Annotated in this window: 16 protein-coding genes; 6 read left to right on the plus strand and 10 right to left on the minus strand. The window is 67.0% G+C overall.

Translation table 11 applies throughout. The features are described 5' to 3' along the window. Positions 1–26 precede the first annotated feature (26 nt). From OG801_RS05400 to OG801_RS05420, 5 genes are all read left to right on the plus strand, one after another. A complete protein-coding gene (locus OG801_RS05400; protein WP_406034268.1) occupies positions 27–1,556 on the plus strand; it encodes a long-chain-fatty-acid--CoA ligase in 1,530 nt (509 codons plus the stop codon). Between the two features lie 73 nt (positions 1,557–1,629). Beyond that, a complete protein-coding gene (locus tag OG801_RS05405; protein ID WP_406034269.1) occupies positions 1,630–2,313 on the plus strand; it encodes a TetR/AcrR family transcriptional regulator in 684 nt (227 codons plus the stop codon). Between the two features lie 84 nt (positions 2,314–2,397). After that, positions 2,398–3,510 (plus strand): NAD(P)-dependent alcohol dehydrogenase, encoded by a 1,113-nt coding sequence (locus OG801_RS05410; protein WP_406034271.1) that lies wholly within the window; start codon positions 2,398–2,400, stop codon positions 3,508–3,510. Continuing rightward, entirely contained in the window at positions 3,507–4,982 is a 1,476-nt protein-coding gene (locus tag OG801_RS05415; RefSeq protein WP_406034273.1) for an aldehyde dehydrogenase, read from the plus strand. Before OG801_RS05410 ends, OG801_RS05415 begins: the two co-directional genes overlap by 4 nt. Further along, positions 4,979–6,025: an LLM class F420-dependent oxidoreductase gene (locus OG801_RS05420; RefSeq protein ID WP_406034275.1), complete on the plus strand. Its 1,047-nt coding sequence runs from the start codon at positions 4,979–4,981 to the stop codon at positions 6,023–6,025. Before OG801_RS05415 ends, OG801_RS05420 begins: the two co-directional genes overlap by 4 nt. A gap of 78 nt (positions 6,026–6,103) precedes the next feature. Here the strand turns inward: OG801_RS05420 and OG801_RS05425 are convergent, their stop codons facing one another. The 6 genes from OG801_RS05425 to OG801_RS05450 form a co-directional block, all read right to left on the minus strand. After that, on the minus strand, positions 6,104–6,538 hold the full coding sequence (locus OG801_RS05425; protein ID WP_406034277.1) for an ester cyclase: 435 nt from the start codon (positions 6,536–6,538) through the stop codon (positions 6,104–6,106). Positions 6,539–6,561: 23 nt separating this feature from the next. Then, positions 6,562–7,665 (minus strand): NAD(P)-dependent alcohol dehydrogenase, encoded by a 1,104-nt coding sequence (locus OG801_RS05430; protein WP_406034278.1) that lies wholly within the window; start codon positions 7,663–7,665, stop codon positions 6,562–6,564. Positions 7,666–7,668: 3 nt separating this feature from the next. Next, positions 7,669–9,183: an aldehyde dehydrogenase family protein gene (locus OG801_RS05435; RefSeq protein WP_406034280.1), complete on the minus strand. Its 1,515-nt coding sequence runs from the start codon at positions 9,181–9,183 to the stop codon at positions 7,669–7,671. Continuing rightward, entirely contained in the window at positions 9,183–9,581 is a 399-nt protein-coding gene (locus tag OG801_RS05440) for an SCP2 sterol-binding domain-containing protein (RefSeq protein WP_406034282.1), read from the minus strand. Before OG801_RS05440 ends, OG801_RS05435 begins: the two co-directional genes overlap by 1 nt. 105 nt (positions 9,582–9,686) lie before the next feature. Continuing rightward, positions 9,687–10,022, minus strand: a complete 336-nt coding sequence (locus tag OG801_RS05445; RefSeq protein ID WP_406034284.1) for a Zn-ribbon domain-containing OB-fold protein — start codon at positions 10,020–10,022, stop codon at positions 9,687–9,689. 35 nt (positions 10,023–10,057) lie between these two features. After that, entirely contained in the window at positions 10,058–11,215 is a 1,158-nt protein-coding gene (locus OG801_RS05450; RefSeq protein WP_406034285.1) for a thiolase family protein, read from the minus strand. A gap of 95 nt (positions 11,216–11,310) precedes the next feature. On the opposite strand from OG801_RS05450, the gene OG801_RS05455 reads away from it, so the two are divergent. After that, positions 11,311–12,918, plus strand: coding sequence for a long-chain-fatty-acid--CoA ligase (locus OG801_RS05455; RefSeq protein ID WP_406034287.1), 1,608 nt, complete (start codon positions 11,311–11,313; stop codon positions 12,916–12,918). A gap of 49 nt (positions 12,919–12,967) precedes the next feature. Here OG801_RS05455 and OG801_RS05460 read toward each other — a convergent pair whose 3' ends face one another. The 4 genes from OG801_RS05460 to OG801_RS05475 are packed head-to-tail and all read right to left on the minus strand — an operon-like array spanning position 12,968 to position 16,808. Next, positions 12,968–13,972, minus strand: coding sequence for a phosphotransferase family protein (locus OG801_RS05460; protein ID WP_406034289.1), 1,005 nt, complete (start codon positions 13,970–13,972; stop codon positions 12,968–12,970). Positions 13,973–13,979: 7 nt separating this feature from the next. Beyond that, positions 13,980–15,197, minus strand: a complete 1,218-nt coding sequence (locus OG801_RS05465) for an acyl-CoA dehydrogenase family protein (protein WP_406034291.1) — start codon at positions 15,195–15,197, stop codon at positions 13,980–13,982. A 34-nt stretch (positions 15,198–15,231) separates the two neighbouring features. Then, positions 15,232–15,996 (minus strand): SDR family NAD(P)-dependent oxidoreductase, encoded by a 765-nt coding sequence (locus OG801_RS05470; protein WP_406034293.1) that lies wholly within the window; start codon positions 15,994–15,996, stop codon positions 15,232–15,234. After that, the gene (locus OG801_RS05475) at positions 15,996–16,808 is read right to left on the minus strand and encodes a crotonase/enoyl-CoA hydratase family protein (protein ID WP_406034295.1); all 813 of its coding nucleotides are present in this window, start codon (positions 16,806–16,808) and stop codon (positions 15,996–15,998) included. Before OG801_RS05475 ends, OG801_RS05470 begins: the two co-directional genes overlap by 1 nt. Between the last annotated feature and the right edge of the window lie 22 nt (positions 16,809–16,830).

Raw genomic sequence — 16,830 nt, forward strand, 5'->3', positions numbered from 1 at the left:
CGCACGTACAGTCAGGAGCACGGATCATGAGTGTCACCCCGAACGGGATCTTCGAGATCATCGAGAGCAGAGTCAGTCAGAAACCCGACGACGGCGCACTCGTCTTCGAGGCCCAGACGTGGACTTGGACCGAGCTCCGCGATCGCATCCTCCGCCTTGCAGGTGCCCTCCGAGCCGAAGGAATCACCAAGGACGATCGGATCGCCTTTCTCGACAAGAACCACCCCGCGTGCCTGGAGACGACCTTCGCTGCCTCCTTGCTCGGCGCAGCGCACGCGGTGATCAACTTCCGCCTGTCACAGGAGGAGCTGGCCTACGTTCTTGCTGACTCCGCCGCCGAGGTCCTGATCGTGGGCGCGGACTTCGTCGAGGCCGTGGAGGCAATCCGTTCTGAGCTGCCGAAGCTCCGGCGCATCGTGGTCCTCGGCGGGGAGAACGATGAGTACCAAGGTCTTGTCGCGACCGGCGCGCCGCTCACCGACCGCCATCACGCCGACGCATCTGACTGCTTCCTCCAGCTGTACACGTCGGGAACGACAGGCTGGCCGAAGGGCGCCATGCTTTCGCAGGGCGGACTTGCCGCCCACAGCGAGGCGTTGCTGCCGGCGTACCGGATGGACGAGTCGACCGTGAATCTGGTTGCGATGCCGCTCTTCCACGTCGGGGGCACGAGCTGGGCGATCGGCGGCATGTACGCCGGCGGGAAGACGATCATCGCGCGCGACGCCGTCCCTGCAGACCTCCTGAGCGTGATCGAGAAGGAGCAGGTGACGCACGCGTTCTTCGTTCCTGCCCTCATCCAGATGCTGCTCGCCCAGGACAACATCGTCGACGCCACGAAGAGCCTCCAAGTGATCGGCTACGGAGGCTCCCCGATGCCGGCACCGCTGATGGACAAGACCCTCGAGACACTCAGCACACCGCTGTACTCCGTCTACGGCATGACCGAGATGTCCGGCGTCTTCTGCGTTCTCGGCCCCGACGACCACCGGAACCCGACGCGTCCCCAACTGCGCGCATCTGCAGGACGCCCACTGCCCGGCAGCACAGTCCGGGTCGTCAATCCGAGCAGCGGCGAGGATTCCAAGCCAGGCGAGGTCGGCGAGTTCTGGGTCAAGTCGCCCCAGATGATGCTCGGCTACTGGAACAAGCCTGAAGCCACGGCCGAAACCATCGTCGACGGCTGGCTGCGTACGGGCGACGCCGGTCGAGTGGACGAGGACGGATACCTCTACGTCGAGGACCGAGTCAAAGACATGGTCATCACCGGCGGGGAGAACGTTTATCCGGCTGAGGTGGAACGCGTGCTCATCCAGCACCCTGCCGTTGCCGAAGTTGCGGTCATCGGCCTGCCCGACCAGAAGTGGGGCGAGACCGTGCACGCGGTCGTCACCCCCAAGGACGGCTCGAAGACGGATGATGCCGAGCTGATCGCGTACGCACGCGAGCGACTGGCCCACTACAAGGCTCCGACCGGCGTCACCTTCGTCGACGCCCTTCCCCGCAACCCCACGGGGAAGATCCTCAAGCGCAATCTCAGGGCGAAACTGGAATGACCGCATGTGCGGTCAGCTTGGTTAAACTCGACACCAACGAGCTCGACCACACTACGCGGAAAGAAGGAGCCTGATGGCTGCCGGTGCTGGACGGTACAACGAAATCCTCGACACGTTCACGCGACACATCGCCGAGATCGGCTACGACGGCGTCAACTTCGGGCTGGTCGCGAACGAGCTCGGCGTTTCCAAGGGCACGATCGTGCACCACTTCGGCACGAAGGACAGGATCCTCGCGGCCCTGCATGAGTCCTACATGACGCGCCGTTTGGCCGAGATCGACTACATGCTTGCCCACCTCGAGGACCCGGCAGAGCAGCTCGCGGCCGCTCTTCACGCCTTCATGCTGTACCACGTCGAGGATCGCGCGGCGACAGTTGCGTTCCAGCGCGAGGTTGTCCGGCTGGCCGACCAGGAGTCGATGGCCAAAGGGGCCGACCTGCGGCAGCAGTACTTCACCCGCGTACGCGACGTCATCCAGGCGGGCATCGACAGTGGGGTCTTCCGCGAGGTCGACCCCACTGTCGACGCACTGCTGATGTTCGGGTCGGCACAGTGGGCGTGGACCTGGTTCCACCCGGATGGCGACCGCCCCATCGGCGCCATCGGGAGCAGCCTGGTGGATCTCGTCCTCGGCAGCCTGCTCACGGACCGCGACCGGGTAGCGGAGCTCAGCGACCCGACGGGTCGGTCCGCCTCTGTCGTCCGCGACGCCATCGAAGCCGTCGCAGAGAACGAGGACACAGCGGCGATCTGACCGAAGGACGGACGACGTAGTCCTGGTGCTGACAGCCGCGTCACGATATGGTTGACCGTACGCACGGTCAACCAGAGGTGATGAATGCGAATCCAGGCTGCAGTACTGCGCGAACGCGGCGCCGCCTTCAAGATCGAGAACGTCGAGCTGGCCGAGCCCGGCCCTGGCGAGGTACTCGTCGAAATTGCGGGCACTGGGTTCTGCCACACCGACCTGCTCCCCCGTACGGATGGGTTCATGGCGGAGCCCCCACTGATCCTCGGTCACGAGGGCGCTGGCGTCGTGGCCTCGATCGGGACCGGGGTCACCGGCCTGGCCGTTGGTAGCAAGGTCGTGCTCTCGTTCGACCACTGCGGCGCGTGTCCGGCATGCATCGACGGACACCCCGCCTACTGCCGCAGCTTCTGGAGGCGGAACATGGTCGGCCGCTCCCACATAGCCGAGGATCGCGCACACGACATCACGGGGAGGTCGATCGGCGCCCGATGGTTCGGGCAGTCCTCGTTCGCCACCCACGCCCTGGCCGAGGCGCGCACTGTCGTGCCCGTGCCTGATGACGTTCCGCTTGAGATTCTCGGCCCCTTGGCCTGCGGTGTCCTCACCGGTGCAGGCTCGGTGTTTCGCGTCCTCCGCGTGACCGGTGCCGCAAGCACGGCGATCTACGGCGCGGGGACGGTCGGCCTTTCGGCCGTGATGGCGGCCGCGTCGACAGGAGCCGAGTACGTCATCGCTGTCGACCGTCACCGCTCCCGCCTCGACCTCGCCCTCGAGCTCGGCGCAACGCACGTCGTCGACTCCACTGGTCTCTCGGTGGCGGAGATCGCCAACGTGGTCAAGGCGATCTCCAAGAACGGAACCGACACCGCCCTGGACACGACGGGGGCACCTTCCGTGGTCGCGGCCGCGGTAGCGGCGTTGCGGCCCCAGGGCACAGTCGGCCTCGTCTCCGCCCTCGCCGGCACCATCGAGCTGCCGGGCGACGCGCTCGCCACCGGCAAGACCGTCACCGGAATCCTCGAGGGCGACGCCGTGCCGCACGAACTCATTCCAGAGCTCATCGATCTATGGCGACAAGGTCGGCTCCCCTTCGACCGCCTCATCCGGACGTACCCGATGAGCGACATCAACCAGGCCGAGGCCGACATGGCCAGCGGCGACACCATCAAAGCCGTCCTCATTCCAGGAGCAACGACATGAGCACTCTCACCCAGGAGCACACGGACCTCTTCATCGGAGGCGCCTGGCAGCCGTCGAGCGATCGGGCGCTCACCCAGGTCATCTGCCCAGCCACCGAGGAACCGTTCGGCGCAGCTCCGACGGGGACCTCTGTCGACGTCGACCGTGCTGTCGACGCTGCCCGGCACGCCCTGCGTACGACGCCCTGGGCCGACTCGACGGCGGAGCAGCGCGCACAGTGGATGCGAGCGCTGGCCGATGAGCTCGAAGCCCGCGGGGACGAGACCGCTCGCGTGGTCACCAACGAGAACGGCATGCCGATCAGCCTGGCCCGCGTGGCCGAGGGCAAAGGACCGGCAGCGACCCTGCGCTACTACGCGGATCTCGCAGAAGGCACTCCCACCGAGGAGCGGCGCTCGGCCAACCTGCCGGGCCGCACCACCGTGGTCCGCCGCGATCCTGTCGGAGTCGTCGCCCTTGTGGTGCCGTGGAACTTTCCGCAGTCGCTCACCATGTTCAAGCTCGCGCCGGCGCTGGCCGCCGGGTGCACCGTGGTGATCAAGCCCGCCCCGGAGACGGCCCTCGATGCTTTCGCGCTCGCGGCGGCCGCCGAGGCATGCGGCTTCCCGCCTGGCGTGATCAACGTGATCACCGGCGGCCGCGACGTCGGCGCCTACCTCGTCGCCCATCCCCTGGTGAACAAGGTCGCCTTCACCGGATCTACGGCTGCCGGACGGGCGATCGGCGAGGTCTGCGGCCGGCTGCTCCGTCCGGTCACCCTCGAACTCGGCGGAAAGAGTGCCGCGATCGTGCTCGACGATGCGGATCTGGTCGAGACGGTCCGTGGACTCGCATGGGTCAGCCTGCTCAACAACGGGCAGACCTGCTACCTCAACAGTCGTATCCTCGCCCCGCGGACCAGGTACGACGAGGTCGTCGATGCCGTCGCAGATCTTGCCCGATCGTTCCGGGCGGGCGACCCGCTCGACCCAGCGACGCGCGTCGGTCCCCTGGTGACCCAGCAGCAGCGTGAGCGCGTGGAGGGCTTCATCGCCGCGGGCCGCGCTGAGGGTGGCCGGATCGTTGCGGGAGGTGGACGGCCCAAGGACATGGACCGGGGCTGGTACATCGAACCCACTGTCCTTGCCGACCTTCTCCCGAGCGCCACGCCTGTCAAGGAGGAGATCTTCGGGCCGGTGCTCACCGTCCAGCCCTACGACGACATCGACCACGCGATCAAGCTGGCCAACGATTCGGAGTACGGCCTTGGTGGGACCGTCTGGACGACCGATGTCGACCGCGGTCTCGACGTGGCTCGCAGAGTGGAGACTGGGTCCATCGGCGTGAACTTCTTCGACCTCGACCTCGGCGCCCCGTTCGGGGGCGTCAAGGCGTCCGGCCTCGGGCGCGAGCTCGGGCCGGAGGGCCTCGATGCCTACATCACGCTCAAGTCGATCTACTTGCGCGCCACAGACCAGGGAGGACAGGCATGAAAATCGGGATCTCCGTCGGCTACTGGGGCGCCGGACCTCCGGAGAACGTCGAACGCCGGCTGGCCGAGGCCGAAGAAGCCGGCGTCGACAGCATGTGGACCGCTGAAGCCTATGGCTCCGATGCCATCTCCCCACTCGCGTGGTGGGGCGCCGCGACGAAGCGTCTGAAGCTGGGCACCGCAGTCACACAGATCTCCGCGCGCACCCCCACCGCCATGGCAATGGCGGCGCAGACCGTGGACCACCTCAGCGGCGGGCGCATGCTGGTGGGGATCGGGGCATCAGGGCCGCAGGTGGTCGAGGGCTGGTACGGCGCGCCGTACCCAAGGCCGCTCGAGCGCACGCGTGAGTACGTGGAGATCATGCGCCAGGTCTGGGCACGCGAGGTCCCGGTGGAGTTCTCCGGGCGGCACTACCAGCTGCCGTACGCCGGCACAGACGGCACCGGGCTGGGCAAGCCGCTGCGATCCACCGTGCACCCGATCCGTACGGACATCCCTGTGTACCTCGGCGCCGAAGGTCCGAAGAACGTCGCGCTCGCTGCAGAGATCGCCGACGGCTGGCTGCCCCTGTGGTTCTCGCCCAAGTCCGACGCCTTCTATCGATCAGCGCTGGCCGAAGGCTTCGCCGTGCCGGGCGCCCGCCGGACTGCCGAGACGTTCGATGTTGCGGGCGTGGTGTTCATGGCCGAGGACGAGGACGTCGAGCTCGCGGCTTCGCGCATCAAGCCCATCATCGGTCTCTACGCAGGGGGCATGGGCGCCAAAAGCGCGAACTTCCACAACGAGCTGTTCGTCCGGATGGGCTGGGGTGACGTCTGCCAGGAGGTGCAGGAGCTCTACCTCGCCGGACGTAAGCAGGAGGCGATCGACGCCATTCCTCTCGAGATGGTGGAGGACGTTGCCCTCGTCGGCCCGGCAGACAAGCTGGTCGACGACTTCAAGAACCGGTGGGCCCCCACCTGCCTCACGACCCTGATCGTGAGCGGGAGCCAGAAGCAGACGACGCTGGCCAGGCTGGTCGACGAAGCGTCCCGCTGCTGAGGCCCCGCCGTCGCAACAAGTGCGCTGGTCTGTCCACGGACAGGCCAGCGCACTTGTTCGGCGCTCAGGTCGTCGACGTCAGACGCCTACTCCCAGCTGCGCGAGGAACCCAGCCTGGTCGTAGATCACCTTGTACTCGGTGACGCGGTCCCCTTCGAAGCGCCAGAACTCAGCGAGCTCGACGTCGATGGAGGCACCGGTGGGCGGCAGGAAGTCGCCGTCAGGAAAGCCGAGATCCTCGGTGTGCGTGCCGGTCACTCGGACGACTGCAGCGACCTCGTCCGTACCACTGATCACGCGGTAGGGGCGGTGACGCAGATCGGGGAACGCAGCAAAGAACCCGGCCATCCACAGCACCACGACCTCGGCGCCCGTCTCCTTGAAGCCTGAGGCGTCGATCACGCAGTCCGGCGTCAGTGCGGCCTCCACCCATTCGAAGTCGTGCGCGTCGACGTGCCGAAAGAACTCTTCGACCCAGGCGGCGCTCGTCAGGGCTGGTGCAGTCGTGTTCATCGTTTCGGTTGCCTTTCAAGTTGTCAGTGCGACGAGCTGGCCGGAATGAGGATGGGCTTGATCACCTTGCCGGCACGGAAGTCGTCAAGCGCCAGGCTGAGGTCCTCCAGGGGGTACTCGGCGACGAGTCGGTCGAACGGGAACTGTCCGTCCTGCCACATCTCGATCAGCCGTGGGATCAGCTGATGCGGGTCGGCGTCGCCCTCGATGACACCGGTCAGGGTGCGACCGATGAGCAGATGCCCCTGGTCGATGGTGATGTCGTTCTCGAGGGTCTGCAGGCCCACGGTGGCGCAGATTCCTGGCGATCGCAGCGAGGCGAGGGCCTCGCGGACAACGGCTCCGAGGCCGACCGCTTCCATCGAGGAGTCGAGTCCCCCGGTGGCTTCCAGGATCTCCCACACGACGTCCTTGGTAGAGGACGGGTTGAAGGTGTGCGTCGCCCCCAGCTCCCGTGCGAGGGCCAGCCGCTCGTCGTTGAGATCGACCGCGACGATGTTCTCGCAGCCGAGCGCCTTCGCGGCCATCAGGCCGGCGACGCCGACGGTGCCCATCCCCCAGAAGCCGACGCTCTGCCCCGGCTGCGGGCGAAGCACGTTGAAGACGGTGCCTGCTCCGGTCAGGAGACCACACCCGAGCGGTCCGAGCAGGTGGAGCGGCGCTTCGTTGTCGACCTTGACGGCGTTCCGTGCGCTGGCGACTGCGTGGGTTCCCCAGGAGGACTGGCCGAACCAGCTGCCATGGACCTCCCGCCCGCCTTGGACCATGGTGGTCGTGCCGTCCAGTCGCGTGCCGAAGTAGTTCAGCGGAGCGAAGAGCTCGCAGTACGCCGGGTGGCCGGCATTGCAGGAGCGACAGTCGCCGCAGGTGTCGAAGGTCAGGACAACGTGATCGCCCACCTCCAGACTGTGAACATCGGCTCCGATCGCCTCGACGACCCCAGCGCCCTCGTGCCCGAGAACCGCCGGCGTCGGCAGCGGAACATTGCCGTTCAGACCCGTGAGGTCCGTGTGACAGATTCCGACGCCGGCGATCCGGACGAGCACCTCGCTGTCCTGCAACGCGGTGTGCTCGACCTCTTGTAGGGCAGGAGCGGCCCCTGCCTCCTCGAAGATTGCAACTCGCATGGTTCAGCCCTCCTCGGCCGGTACGACCAGGTCGTAGATTCGACGCTCTCGCGAACGTGCGAGGTCGACGTGCACGAACTTCTCCTCGGTGTACTCGTCCAAGGCGTGCGGTCCGAGCTCTCGGCCCACTCCGCTCTGCTTGAACCCACCGAAGGGGTAGAGAGCGTTGACCATGTGCCAGTCGTTGATCCACACGGTGCCGGACTCGAGCTGGCGGGCAACCTCCATGGCGGCGTCGATGTCTTCGCTCCAGACACCGGCCGACAGCCCGTACTCGCTGTCGTTGGCGATGTCGATCGCCTCCTGGACGTTGGAGTATCGCAACACGCACAGCACCGGGCCGAAGATCTCTTCCTGAGCGACACGCATGTCGTTGGTTACGTCGGTCAGGATCGTGACCGGCACCCAGTGGCCCGGACCCGACGGCACCTCGCCCTGGAATGCGACCGTGGCGCCCTCCTTGGGCGCCAGCTCGAGATACGACTCGATGCGGGCCTTCTGCTCTGCAGAGATGATCGGCCCCATGTCGGTGTCGAACTCCGCGGGATCGCCCACCTTGATGGCCTTCGCCCGCTCGATCATCCGCGCGACGAACTCGTCATGGAGCGAGTCCGGCAGGAGCAGGCGGGTGCCCGACTCACAGGCCTGCCCCTGGTAGAGACAGAACGCGAAGAGGGCCGCGTCGACCGCTGTGTCCAGGTCGGCGTCGGGCAGGATGATGTTCGGCCCCTTGCCTCCGAGCTCCAGGGTGACCTTCTTGATGTTCTCGGCAGCCTGCCCGGCGATGAGTCGGCCGACGGCGGTCGACCCCGTGAACGCGATCTTGCGAACGTCGGGGTGGGCAGAGAGGCGCTTGCCGACCTCCGCACCCTCCCCCGTGACGATGTTCAAGACCCCCGGCGGCAGACCCGCGTCGTGCGCGGCGCGAGCGAGCTCGAGCAGCGTCGACGGCGTCTTCTCGTCCGGCTTGATGACCACGCAGTTTCCGGCAGCCAGCGCCGGACCCAGCTTCCAGACGGCCAGCAGCAGCGGGAAGTTCCACGGCACGATCCCGGCCACGACACCGATCGGTTCTCGCCGCGTGATGCCGGCTGCCATCGTCGGATATCCCAGCATCGGCCCGGAGGTCTCGAACTGGTAGCTGCGCGCCAGGTCGGCGAAGTACTGCAGGTGCGAGATCGAGTAGCCGACGTGGAACGCCATCGCCTGCCGGATCGTGACGCCGTTCTCGGCGACGTGCAGCTCGACGAGGTCGTCCATCCGTTCGTTGAGGATCTCGACGATCCGGGTCATCGTCGCCGCCCGCTCTTCTGGGGTGGCGTTGCGCCACTCCCCCTTGCGGTGCGCAGCGCGCGCAGCGGCGACCGCCTGGTCGGCGTGTTCGACGGTTCCCCTGGCAGCGGTGGCGAAGAGCGTCTCGTTCGCCGGGTTGGTCAGCTCGTATCGAGCATCCGTGTCGACCCACTCACCGTCGATGTACATCCGGAAGTGCGGCACGGGCGCGGTCGACGCACTCATCAAACAACGTCCTTCTCGCTGACCAGGTCACGGTAGAGCGGAAAGACGGGCTTCGCGGCCGGGATGAGCTTCAGGATCTTCGTGACAGGGCCCTTGGCCTTGACCTGACCCTTGGCCAGTCCGACGGCGACGTTGTACTCACCGCTCCAGAACTGGTTCCCGTGGTCCGCGGACATGGACATCCGCACGTCCGGCTCGAGATCGGAATCGCCCTCGATGACCTCGATGGCGGGCTCCTTCAGAACCACGGTGATGCTCGACGCGGGGTTGCTGTAGTCCAGACGAAGCACGATGTCGGCCGCGCGCAGGTTCGATCCCACGCCCTCCACATCGTTCGCGACCCGGAACACGCCTCCGAGGTACTTGTAGACCTCCGCGTCGTCCTTGAAGTAGCTCATCGGATCCTCCTGTTGTGGCTGGGAGCAGACCTCGATCGGTTCTGCCTCTCGGAGAACCACAGTGCCACAGACCGTACGTGCGGTCAATCATTTGAGTGACGGCGATCACGAACTCGCGGTGACCACCGGATAGGCCTCGCCCTCGCCATCCTCGTAGCCAACAACCACCTCTTGGCCACGCTCGACCGGAGCCCCCTCGACTCTCGTGGTCAGCCAAGGACCCTCGTCGAGCTCGACGATGGCCAGGTTCGTGAACGGCTTCGTCGAGTGATCCGTAGCGATGGCCACGACGACCCCCCGCCCTCGCGCCTCAGCCCAGCCGAGGTCGAGGGCGCCGCAGACGTCGCACGCCAACACATCAGGCCGACTGCGATGACCGCTGGGACAGGAACGCAGCAACAGCCGGCCTGAGTTCAGGCCGTCGAACCACTCCGCCGTCATCTCGTCGCGCCGCGCAGGCGCCCGACCCGCTGCCGTCATGCCGCCGCCTCCGAGGTGAGGACGAGGGTGGAGTGATGCTCGAGGATGCCGCCATTGCCGCTCACGATCGCCGTATCGTGCGCCGCCACCTGGCGGCGACCGGCTTGCCCCCGGACCTGAGTGACAGCCTCATGCAGAGGCGTCATCCCCCAGAGGTAGAACGACGAGAGCTGTCCTCCCCCGGTGTTCGTCGGCAAGTCGCCGCCGGGCGCCAAGGCACCCGAGGCAGCAAGCGCCCCCGCCTCCCCAGGTGCGCAGAACCCGTAGTCCTCGAGCGTGACCAGGACCGTGTAGGTGTAGCAGTCGTAGATCTCGCGGACCTGGATGTCGCTCGCCCCGAGGCCGGCCATCGCCAGGGCAGCCCGACCAGACGCCTTCGCTCCGGTGGTCAATCCGAACGTGCTTCCTGCCCGCAGCGGCGGGGCCGGATGAGCTTGCCCCCACCCGCGGACGCGCACAGGAGGCTGACGCAGGTCGCGCGCCCGTTCGGCGCTCGTCACGATCACCGCAGCGCCGCCGTTGGAGACCAGGCAGCAGTCGAGGAGGTGCAGTGGCTCCACCACCCAGCGAGAAGCGTGGTAGTCGTCAAGGGTCAGAGGCTTTCGCATCGCCGCGACCGGATTGAGCTCGGCCCACTGTCGCTGACCAACCGCGACCGCTCCGAGCTCGTCGTGCGTCACGCCAAAGGTCGACATGTACCGGTCCGCGGCAAGGGCGTACCGATGCGTCGTGCTGGTGAGCCCGGCCGCCGTCTCCGCACTCCGAACCCCTCGTGCCTGCAGCGACGTGGCTCTGTACGCATCCGCGCCCGAACTGGCCTCGGATCGAGGGGTGTCCGCGAAGACGCAGGCGACCACATCGGCGCCTCCGCTATCAACTGCTTGAGCGGCTTGGGCAACCATCACGCCGGCCGAGGCACCATATGCGGTCAGCTGGGTCAACATGCGCAGGTCGCGCAGGCCCATGCGCCGCGCAAGCGTCAAGTCCAGGGCCGGCGCGGTGAGGGCCGGGTTGATGAGCAACCCGTCGACGTCAGCAAGAGAGAGCCCTGCATCCCGCGCTGCCAGGTCGACCGCCTCGGCGGCCAACTCGAAAGAAGTCCTGCCAAATACCTTGCCCACCTCGGTGAGCCCCAGCCCGGCAATCGCCGCCATCTTCGCTCCTTGACCGTACGTACGGTTTACACCGTATCATGGGAAGAAGGACGCGATCCGCGAAGAGGTCGCCCCATTCCGAAGGGAGCCTGACTGTGCACGCCACGATGCAGCACCACCCGCTTGGCATTGCGGGCCTGTTCGAGCACGGCGAGCGTGTCCATGCCGACGCGACCGTCACCGACTACCAGGACGGCGTACTCGTCCACCGCACATTTGCCGACGTGGCCGATGAGAGTCGCCGACTCGCCACTGCTCTGACCGCACTGGGCGTCGGCCGCGGTGACGTCGTCGCGACCCTGTGCTGGAACACCTCACACCACATCGCCGCGTACTTCGCTGTCCCGAGCATGGGCGCGGTGCTGCACACGCTGAACCTGCGGTTGCACTCGTCTCAGCTGTCCTACATCGCGCGGCATGCCGAGGATCAGGTCGTTCTCGTCGATGCTGATCTGCTCCCACTCCTGCTGGAGTTCCTCCCAGAGGTGCCGAGCGTCCGCCACGTCGTCTGTGTCGGCGAGCAGGATCTCGAAGAGCTCGATGCCGAAGGCGTCACCTTCCACCGCTACGCCGATCTGATCGAGGCAGCGGACCCGATGAGCGAGCTCGTCGAGGTGCCCGAGGATGAGGCGGCGGTGCTGTGCTACACGACGGGCACCACCGGTGACCCCAAGGGCGTGGCCTACAGCCACCGGTCAACCTACCTGCACACGTTGATGATCTCGACCGGCAGTGCCTACGGCTTCTCCGATGCCGATACCGCTCTGCCGGTGGTGCCGATGTTCCACGCCAACGCCTGGGGCTGGGTTCACGCCGCCTGGATCGCGGGCTCACGGCTCGTCATGAGCGGAAGGTTCCTGCAGGCGCCGCATCTGGCTGCCATGATCGAGCAGACACAATCCACCATGATTGCGGCCGTACCGACGATCTGGAGTCAACTGGGTGAGTACGCCCATGCGAACGGGGTCGACCTGACCAACCTTCGCGTCGCGGTTTCCGGCGGCTCACCACTCTCCCCGTCGCTGGCGAGACAGATCCGCGAGCGGAACGGCATCCAGATCACCCAAGGCTGGGGCATGACCGAGACGTCTCCCCTGCTCACGTACTCGCGACCCCCGGCGGGTACGTCCTTGGAGGAGACGATCGACTGGACGACCCAGAGCGGCAGAGTCATGCCGGGAGTTCGCGTGCGAGTTATCGACACTCAGGGCGTTGAACAGCCGTGGGACGGCCTGTCGCAGGGTGAGGTCGAGGTTGCCGGCGTCACGATCACCGGCTCCTACGTCGGCAACTCGGACAGCACCAAGTTCCATGATGGCTGGCTGCGTACCGGCGACCTCGGCGTGATCCATCCGGGAGGTTGGGTCCAGCTGAAGGACCGGCTCAAGGACGGGATCAAGAGTGGCGGCGAGTGGATCTCCAGCGTCGAGCTGGAGAATGCAATTGCCGACCATCCCGCCGTAGGCGAGGTCGCCGTGATCGGTATCCCGGACCCGAAGTGGGAGGAACGGCCCCACGCCTTCGTGGTTCGTACGGACGGGGCCAGCGTCAGCGAGGACGAGCTGATGGCCTTCCTCAGCGGCAGAGTTGCCAAGTGGTGGATCCCCGACCACTGGACCTTCACCGCGGACATCCCGCGGACCAGCGTGGGCAAGCCGGACAAGATGGCTCTGCGAGCATCGTCGGGCACCGACCGCCGGTGACGGGCTGTCGCGAACCTGACTGACCGGTCAGGTTCGCGACCTTGCCGCATCAGCCAGCCACGTAGGACAGTCCCGACGAGACGAGGTCAGGCACCGCATCGGCAGCATCCCGGGCGTTGCGGCCCGCATCGGCTCCAGCCAGAGCCCGGTAGGCAATCCCCTCGGCAATGACCGCGAGCTTCAGGTGAGCCAGCCCCAGGTAGAAGCCCCAGTCACCGAGGTCCCGCCCCGTGCGGTCGGCATAAGCGGTCGCCAGGTCCTCTGCGGACGCCAGTCGCGGGCTCGCCCAGGCCGCGGGGATGCCGAGCACCGCGTCGAGTGCCGGGTTTCGGTAGGTGCACATCAATGCCACATCGGTGAGCGGTTCACCGAGCGTGGAAAGCTCCCAATCCAGCACAGCACGGACTCGAGCCGGCTCCACGGGGTCCAGGATCAGATTGTCGATTCGATAGTCACCGTGCAGGATCGCGGTCTCGTTCGACGTGGGCAGTCGCTGCTCGAGCCGGGAGTGCAGACGTTCGAGATCTGCGAGCTCGCGGGTCTTCACCTGCTCCCATTGCCGTCGCCACAGCGCGACCTGACGAATGACGAAGCCCGCCGGGCGGCCGAACTCGCCCAGCCCGACAGCGGCCGGATCCACGTCGTGCAGCTTCGCGAGCACATCTATCAGAGACGCTGACGTGGCCCGCAGCTCTGCGTCTCCGACCTGGTCCAGCTCGGCACGCTCCCGGATGACCGCGCCATCGATCCAGGCAGTGATGGTGAACGGTGCACCGATCACTGCGACGTCCTCGCACAGGCTGATGACGGCAGGGACGGGCACGTCGGTGCTCTGGAGCGCAGCGGTGACCCGTGCCTCACGGGCAACGTCGTGCGCGGACGCCGTTTGCCCCGCAGCCGGAGGCCTCCGGAAGACCCACCGGCTGACGCCGTCGGTGAGCCGATAGGTCAGGTTGGAGCGCCCACCGGCGACGAGCTCAGCGGTGAGCGGCCCCGCGACCGGGACTCCGAGCGAACGTAGGTGCCCTTCGAGGGCAGTGGTGTCGACCGTCATGGCCACATCAACCTCCCGTGCGCTTGCGCGCAGCCTTGACCGCCCGACTGGCGATCGCGAAGCGATGCACCTCGGACGGGCCGTCGTAGATTCGGAACGGCCGAACCTCGCGGGCGATGCGCGCGATCGGGAGGTCAGCGGAAACGCCGAGTCCGCCACAGAGCTGCGCAGACCGGTCCACGATCCTGCCGATGGCCTCCGCTCCGAACGTCTTCGCGATGGACGTCTCCTGCGCCGCCGACGAGCCTCCGTCGAGCGCCGCGCAAGCGACGTCGAGCAGCGCGCGGGTCGCAGCGAGGTCGATCTCGTTCTCGGCGATCAGATGCTGCGCGATTCCCTGGTCGCCGAGAGCCCGCCCGAAGACTCGACGGGTCGTCACGTAATCCAGCGCGGTCTCGTGCGCGCGGACAGCGGCACCCAGCCACCTCATGACGTGCGTCATCCGCGCGGGCCCCAACCTGACCTGGACGTAGCGGAAGCCCTCGTCGACCTCACCCAGCACCGCATCGTCGGGAAGCTCGAGCCCTTCGAAGTACACCTCACAGTGGCCCCCGACCATGGAGCGGTCAACGGTCGGTACGTGGCGCCCGATGCGAATGCCCGCCGTGTCGGCCGGCGCGAGGAACATGGTGCCGCCGCCTCGTTCGCCGGGATCCCCAGAGGTCCGAGCCATGATGATGAAGAAGTCCGCGCCATCGGCACCGGTGATGTACAGCTTGCGTCCATCGATTCGCCAGCCGCCGGCGATACGCGTGGCACTGGTCTGGAGCGCCGCTGGGTCGGAGCCCGCCCCGGGGGCGGGCTCGGTCATCGCGAACGCCGAGCGCGCCTCCCCGCGCACCAGTGGCTCGAGAAAGCGTGCCCTCTGCTCTTTCGTAGCGACATGGTCGAGCAGGTGCATGTTGCCCTCGTCCGGGGCCGCAGCATTGATCGCCATCGCACCGAACAGCGCGTATCCCGCTTCTTCGAACACTCTTGCCCGCTCGGTCATCGACAGACCCTGGCCGCCGTACTCCACGGGACCGTGAGGCGCGAGGAGACCTAGGGCCCTGGCTTGCGTCTGCAGCTGCCGGCGCAGCACATCGCCCCCCGCATCGGTCACGTCGCCGTCGTGACGATCCTCGATCGGGAGCACTTCATTGCGCACGAAGTCGCGGGTCCGAGCCGCCAGGTCGGCTACTTCACTCTTCCGCTGGGCTGGGTTCTCAGTGATGCTGTCAGTCATTGATTCCTCCAAGTTCATGGGTGTCGCCTCGCCATCAGTGGCCGGACATGCCGCCATCCACGGCAAGGGTGCTTCCAGTGACGTACCCCGATGCCGGGCTGGCGAGGAAGAGCATCGCGGCGGTGATCTCTGCCGGCTCCCCGAGCCGGTTCAACGGGCTCCGCGCGCCGATGAAGGCGTCGAGCAACTCGCTGGGCACGTCCTCGGTCATCTCTGTCCTGACGTATCCAGGGGCCAGAGCATTGACGCGAATACCCTTTCTCCCCGCCCACTGCGCCGAGAGGTCGCGGGTGATCCCCACCAGGCCCGCTTTGCTGGCCGCGTACGCCGCCTGAGGGGCTGGGGGTGCGATGAATGCGAGGGTGCTGGCGACGTTGACGATGCTCGACCCAGGCTCCATCCTTCGCGCACACTCCTGAGCCATCCAGTAAGCGCCCATCAGGTTGACGTCGAGGACGCGTCGAAAGTCCTCCGGGCGCTCCCGGAGCGCGGGAACTGCGGTGCCCAGACCTGCGTTGTTGACGAGCACGTCGATTCGGCCGAGGTGCGCCATCGACTGCTCAGCCACGTGCGCACACTGATCGGGGTCCGCCACATCCGCAGGTACGACAAGAGCACGACGGCCCAGCGCCTCCACGGCGCTCGCAGTGGTTGCCAGCCTGTCCGCCCGTCGCGCGGCGAGAACGAGGTCTGCGCCGGCCTCCGCCAACGCCACCGCGAACGCTGCCCCGAGTCCGGACCCGGCTCCGGTCACGACGGCGACGCGTCCATCGAGGCGATAGAGGTCCAGGATGCTCATCACGCACCCACCCACTCGGGCACGCGCTTCTCCGCAAAGGCACGCGCACCTTCGCGCGCGTCCTGGCTGTCGCGTACGACCGCGAACTCGGCCTCGTTCATCTCCCACATCGAGGGGTCCCAGTCAGACCCCGCGGCGCTGCGCATCATCATCCGCTTGCTCGCCCGGACGGCGACCGGAGCGTTGGCGGCGATTCTCTGGGCCAGCTCCAACGCCTCCTTGCGGACGTCCTCGGGCGGGACGACGCTGTTGACCAGGCCCCATCGCAAAGCGGTCTGCGCATCCAGCGGCTCGCCCGTGAAGACGGCCTCCGCCGCGACCTTGGGCGGGATCTGGCGATGAAGTCGCAGAACACCCCCCGCGGCGGCGACCAGGCCGCGCTTGACCTCGGGGAGTCCGAGTCGGGCCTCGCTGCTCATCACAGCCAGGTCGCAGGCGAGGAGGATCTCCGTTCCGCCCCCGAGCGCGAAGCCGTTGATCGCGGCGATGACCGGCTTGTCCACGAAGTGGCGTACGAAACCCGCGAATCCCCGCTCGGGATGATCTGCGTCGAGCACGGTCCGACCAGCAGCCAGCTCCTTGAGGTCCGCACCAGCACAGAATGCGCGCCCAGCCCCCGTCAGAACCGCCACCCGCAGGTCTGCATCGGCGGCGAACTCTGCGATCGCGGCACCCAGCGCACGGGACAGGTCGGCGTTGATCGCATTCATCGCTGCCGGACGGTTCAACGTGATCAGAGCCACGGGGCCTTGACGCTCTACGAGCACTGGCTCGTTCGAGGTCCGGGCCGGGGCCGTTGACGGTTCGTTCATGTGACGGTCTCCACTCGAGGGG

The sequence above is a fragment of the Nocardioides sp. NBC_00163 genome, from assembly GCF_045206295.1.
In the GTDB taxonomy this organism is placed as follows: Bacteria; Actinomycetota; Actinomycetes; order Propionibacteriales; family Nocardioidaceae; genus Nocardioides.

Excerpts from the sequence above, each read along its gene's own strand:
- OG801_RS05425 (WP_406034277.1), bottom strand. The coding sequence starts at position 6,538 with ATGAACACGACTGCACCAGCCCTGACGAGCGCCGCCTGGGTCGAAGAG.
- OG801_RS05415 (WP_406034273.1), top strand. The coding sequence starts at position 3,507 with ATGAGCACTCTCACCCAGGAGCACACGGACCTCTTCATCGGAGGCGCC.
- OG801_RS05400 (WP_406034268.1), top strand. The coding sequence starts at position 27 with ATGAGTGTCACCCCGAACGGGATCTTCGAGATCATCGAGAGCAGAGTC.
- OG801_RS05450 (WP_406034285.1), bottom strand. The coding sequence starts at position 11,215 with ATGGCGGCGATTGCCGGGCTGGGGCTCACCGAGGTGGGCAAGGTATTT.
- OG801_RS05440 (WP_406034282.1), bottom strand. The coding sequence starts at position 9,581 with ATGAGCTACTTCAAGGACGACGCGGAGGTCTACAAGTACCTCGGAGGC.
- OG801_RS05465 (WP_406034291.1), bottom strand. The coding sequence starts at position 15,197 with ATGACTGACAGCATCACTGAGAACCCAGCCCAGCGGAAGAGTGAAGTA.
- OG801_RS05470 (WP_406034293.1), bottom strand. The coding sequence starts at position 15,996 with ATGAGCATCCTGGACCTCTATCGCCTCGATGGACGCGTCGCCGTCGTG.
- OG801_RS05460 (WP_406034289.1), bottom strand. The coding sequence starts at position 13,972 with ATGACGGTCGACACCACTGCCCTCGAAGGGCACCTACGTTCGCTCGGA.
- OG801_RS05445 (WP_406034284.1), bottom strand. The coding sequence starts at position 10,022 with ATGACGGCGGAGTGGTTCGACGGCCTGAACTCAGGCCGGCTGTTGCTG.
- OG801_RS05405 (WP_406034269.1), top strand. The coding sequence starts at position 1,630 with ATGGCTGCCGGTGCTGGACGGTACAACGAAATCCTCGACACGTTCACG.
- OG801_RS05420 (WP_406034275.1), top strand. The coding sequence starts at position 4,979 with ATGAAAATCGGGATCTCCGTCGGCTACTGGGGCGCCGGACCTCCGGAG.
- OG801_RS05430 (WP_406034278.1), bottom strand. The coding sequence starts at position 7,665 with ATGCGAGTTGCAATCTTCGAGGAGGCAGGGGCCGCTCCTGCCCTACAA.
- OG801_RS05410 (WP_406034271.1), top strand. The coding sequence starts at position 2,398 with ATGCGAATCCAGGCTGCAGTACTGCGCGAACGCGGCGCCGCCTTCAAG.
- OG801_RS05475 (WP_406034295.1), bottom strand. The coding sequence starts at position 16,808 with ATGAACGAACCGTCAACGGCCCCGGCCCGGACCTCGAACGAGCCAGTG.
- OG801_RS05435 (WP_406034280.1), bottom strand. The coding sequence starts at position 9,183 with ATGAGTGCGTCGACCGCGCCCGTGCCGCACTTCCGGATGTACATCGAC.